Here is a 4495-nt window from a genome sequence, read left to right as displayed (position 1 = left end):
TCTTTTACGGCTACTAAAAATCCTACAGATTCTCTTCCGTCAATAATTCTATGATCATAAGATAGCGCAACGTACATAATTGGTCTAATTACAACTTCTCCGTTTACAGCAATTGGTCTTTCTACAATATTGTGCATTCCTAAAATTCCACTTTGAGGAGGGTTTATAATAGGAGTTGATAGCATTGATCCAAAAACACCGCCGTTTGTAATTGTAAAGGTTCCACCAGTCATTTCATCAATAGTAATTTGACCGTCGCGTGCTCTAATTGCTAAACGTTTTACTTCATTTTCTACGCCTCTAAAAGTTAAGTTTTCGGCATTTCTAATAACAGGAACCATTAATCCTTTTGGACCAGAAACTGCAATTGAAATATCTTGAAAATCATGTGAAATTTTATAATCTCCATCTAACATAGAGTTTACATCTGGGTACATTTTTAATGCTCTAACAACAGCTAAGGTAAAGAAACTCATAAAACCTAAACCTACATTGTGTTTTGCTTTAAACGCATCTTTATAATCGTTACGTAAATCAAAAATAGGTTTCATATCTACTTCGTTAAACGTAGTAAGCATTGCGGTTTCATTTTTTACAGAAACCAAACGCTCTGCAACTTTTCTACGAAGCATTGAAAGTTTTGTTTTTTCTGAACTACGAGATCCACCTGCAGGAGTTCCCATACTTGGCACAGCTTTTACAGCATCATCTTTGGTAATTCTACCATCTTTTCCTGTTCCAACTACTTCAGAAGGAGTTATTCCTTTTTCGGCTAATACTTTTTTTGCAGCTGGTGAGGCGCTTCCACTAGCGTATGTTTTTTCTACAGGAGTTGGCGCAACTACTTTTTCTGCTTTTGGAGTTTCTGTAGCTTTTTCTTCATTTTTTGGAGTAGCACCATCTGGTTTTTTTCCATCTAAATCAATTAAACAAACTACTGAACCAACTGCTACAGCGTCACCTTCTTCAGCTTTTAATGTTATTATACCACTTTCTTCAGCAGGTAATTCTAAGGTTGCTTTGTCAGAATCTACTTCGGCAATTGGTTGATCTTTTTCTACATAATCACCATCTTGTACAAGCCAAGTTGCAATTTCTACTTCTGTAATAGATTCTCCCGGAGAGGGAACTTTCATTTCTAGAATCATATTTTTTATTTTTAGTCTTTTTTAGACGATTTTTTAATTAGTTAGTTTCAAATACTTTATCAATAACAAGTTGATGTCTTATTTTAAATCTGGTTGTTGAACCTGCAGCTGGTACTGCATAAAAAGGCTGAGATGCAACCTCTAAGTGTACCAATCTAAAACGTTGTAACATATAACTCCAAGCACCCATATTTTCAGGTTCTTCTTGTGCCCAAACATATTTTTTTACATTTGGATATGATGCAATAATAGCTTTTAATTTATCTATATGTAACGGGAATAATTGTTCTATTCTTACCAATGCTACATCTTCTCTGTTTAATTCTGTGCGTTCTGCTAATAAATCGTAATAAAATTTACCGGTACAAAATACCAATTTAGTTACTTTTTCTTTAACAACGGTATCATCAATTACTTCTTGAAAAGCACCATTTGCAAATTCATTTAATTTTGATACGGCTAATGGATGGCGCAACAAACTTTTTGGAGTAAAAACTATTAATGGTTTTCTATAATCACGTTTCATTTGGCGTCGTAATAAATGATAGAAGTTTGCAGGTGTTGTGCAATTAGTAACAATCATATTATCTATGGCGCATAGTTGTAAAAAACGTTCCATTCTACCAGATGAATGTTCAGATCCTTGACCTTCATATCCGTGTGGTAGTAAAACAACTAATCCATTTTGAAGTTTCCATTTGTCTTCAGCGGCTGATAAATACTGATCGAAAATAATTTGTGCTCCGTTGCTAAAATCACCAAATTGCGCTTCCCAAATAGTTAATGCATTTGGATTTGCCATTGCGTACCCATAATCGAAACCAAGAACTCCATATTCAGATAAAAGAGAATTATAGATGGTCATGTTTCCTTTAATATCTTTTACTGTATTTAGTAAATTTATGCGTTCTTCTGAAATTTCATCTCTTAAAATAGCATGACGATGACTAAAAGTTCCTCTTTCAACATCTTGACCAGAAATACGAACATCAAAACCTTCTTGCAATAAACTTCCGTATGCCAGTGTTTCTCCCATTCCCCAATCAATAGCATCGGTTTCAAAAACCATTTTATTTCTATCCATTAAAATACGTTCGGCTTTTCTTAAAAACTTTACGTTTTTTGGTACTGTAGAAACTGTTTTGGCTATTTCTTGTAGTTTGTCTTTTGCATAAGAAGTGTCTTCAGAAATTAGCATTGCATCTTCATCTCTTCTTGTAAAGCCTTCCCAGGCATCTTCCATAAATTCTCTAATATTAGAAGTTTCTTCTTCTTTAGATTTTAGATATTCTTCTTCTAGTAAATTTTTAAAATCATCTATGGTTTTATTTAAATAGGTAATGTCTATAGAACCTTCTTCAATTAATTTTTTAGCGTAAATATCTCTAGGATTGTCATGTTTGGCAATTGCTTTGTATAAATTAGGTTGGGTAAATCTTGGTTCATCACCTTCGTTATGCCCGTATTTTCTGTATCCTAATAAATCTATAAAAATATCACGTTTAAATTTCATTCTAAAATCTAGCGCCATTTCTATTGCATGTACAACAGCTTCAACGTCATCTGCGTTTACGTGTAAAACAGGTGAAAGTGTTACTTTTGCAACATCTGTACAATAGGTACTTGAACGTCCATCTAAATAATTGGTTGTAAATCCAATTTGATTGTTAACCACAATGTGAATAGTTCCACCAGTTGAATAACCGTTTAGTTTACTCATTTGAATTACTTCGTACACTAATCCTTGACCAGCAATTGCGGCATCTCCGTGTACAATAATTGGTAATAATTTAGAATTATCGCCATTGTAATCTTTATCAATTTTAGCTCTAGAAATTCCTTCAACAATTGGCCCAACAGTTTCTAAATGTGAAGGATTTGGAACTAAATTCATTTTTAGTTTTTTGTTGTTTCTTAGGGTTTTTTGGGTTGTAAAACCTAAATGGTATTTTACATCTCCATCAATAGTTTCATCTTCAAAATCTTTTCCTTCAAATTCGCTAAAAAGTTCATGAACAGGTTTTCTAAAAATATTAACTAAAGTGTTTAATCTACCTCTATGCGCCATTCCAAGCACAAATTCATCACAATTATAAACTTCGGCAGCATTTCTAATGACTGCACTAATTGCTGGAATTAAAGTTTCTCCACCTTCTAATGAAAAACGTTTTTGACCAACATATTTAGTTTGTAAAAAGTTTTCAAAAGTAACAGCTTGTGTTAATTTTTTTAGAATGTATTTTTTTGATTCTATTGAATAATTTGGATGGTTTGCGTTGTTTGTAAGTTGTTTTTGAAACCATTTAATTTCTTCAGGGTTACGAATGTACATATATTCAACACCAATAGAATCGCAATAAACGGTTTCTAAATGTTTAATAATGTTACGTAAGGTATTTTTACCAGATCCAACTAATTCCCCTGCATCAAAAACCGTATCTAAATCATTTTCAGAAAGACCAAAATTTTCAATTGCTAAAGTTGGCGAATATTGTCTTCTGGCACGAACAGGATTTGTTTTTGTAAATAAATGACCTCTGGTTCTGTAGCCATTAATAAGGTCGATAACTTTAAATTCCTTTAAAACATTTTCAGGAACTTGTATGTTATTAGTGTTTGAGGGAGCTTGGTCTGTTAACGAATATTTTTCGTTTGCAAAGTCATATCCTTGAAAAAAGCTTCTCCAGCTAGGTTCAACGGCATCAGGATTTATTAAATACTGGTCGTATACATCGGCAATAAAACCTGTATGAACAGCATTTAAAAATGAAAATTTATCCATAGTATTTGTTAGTAGTATATATGTATTATTTTACATTGTAAAAATACAATTTTTAGTAAAACAACCATTTTAAATGGGGTATTTTTAGAATTATTATAGATTTATCAAAAAACACCACTTCAATCAAAAAAACTGTATGTGAACAGTATGTTTTTTTAGGTTTTAGTGTAAAGTTGATAAAAAAAGAGATTGGATTTTAAGTTGGTTTAAATTTAGTTTTCAATTACTTACAAATGGTTTTTAAAAAAGATTTAAAAAAGATTCATTTTTTTTTAAAAAATTGTTGCAGAAAACATAAAACCTTGTATATTTGCACTCGCAAAAGAGAATAAATTCCTCCTTAGCTCAGTTGGTTAGAGCATCTGACTGTTAATCAGAGGGTCCTTGGTTCGAGCCCAAGAGGGGGAGCTACTCAAAGCAGATAAAAGCCTTTACAGAAATGTAGAGGCTTTTTTAGTTTATGTATTTAATAAGAATATTCCGCCACCATCATATAAATAATCATTACCCAAGCAAATAATTTCTTTATTATTGATACTTAAAAATTTGGATAATGCTTGGCCAT

The 4495-nt window shown here is 32.1% G+C and carries 2 protein-coding genes and 1 tRNA gene; 1 reads left to right on the top strand and 2 read right to left on the bottom strand.

Translation table 11 applies throughout. The features are described 5' to 3' along the window. Positions 1–1148: 2-oxoglutarate dehydrogenase complex dihydrolipoyllysine-residue succinyltransferase (gene odhB, locus ABY298_RS14975; RefSeq protein ID WP_372746860.1), on the bottom strand; the 1148-nt coding region annotated here is incomplete at its 3' end. Positions 1149–1185: 37 nt separating this feature from the next. Then, entirely contained in the window at positions 1186–3930 is a 2745-nt protein-coding gene (locus ABY298_RS14970; protein ID WP_372746859.1) for a 2-oxoglutarate dehydrogenase E1 component, read from the bottom strand. A 334-nt stretch (positions 3931–4264) separates the two neighbouring features. Here ABY298_RS14970 and ABY298_RS14965 point away from each other — a divergent pair. Beyond that, positions 4265–4338 (top strand) — tRNA-Asn (locus tag ABY298_RS14965). Positions 4339–4495: the final 157 nt, after the last annotated feature.

Origin of the sequence: Lutibacter sp. (assembly GCF_041596795.1) — a bacterium.
GTDB lineage: Bacteria > Bacteroidota > Bacteroidia > Flavobacteriales > Flavobacteriaceae > Lutibacter.
The sequence above is the reverse complement of the archived record's forward strand: the minus strand, read 5'-3'. Positions and strand labels throughout refer to the sequence as shown.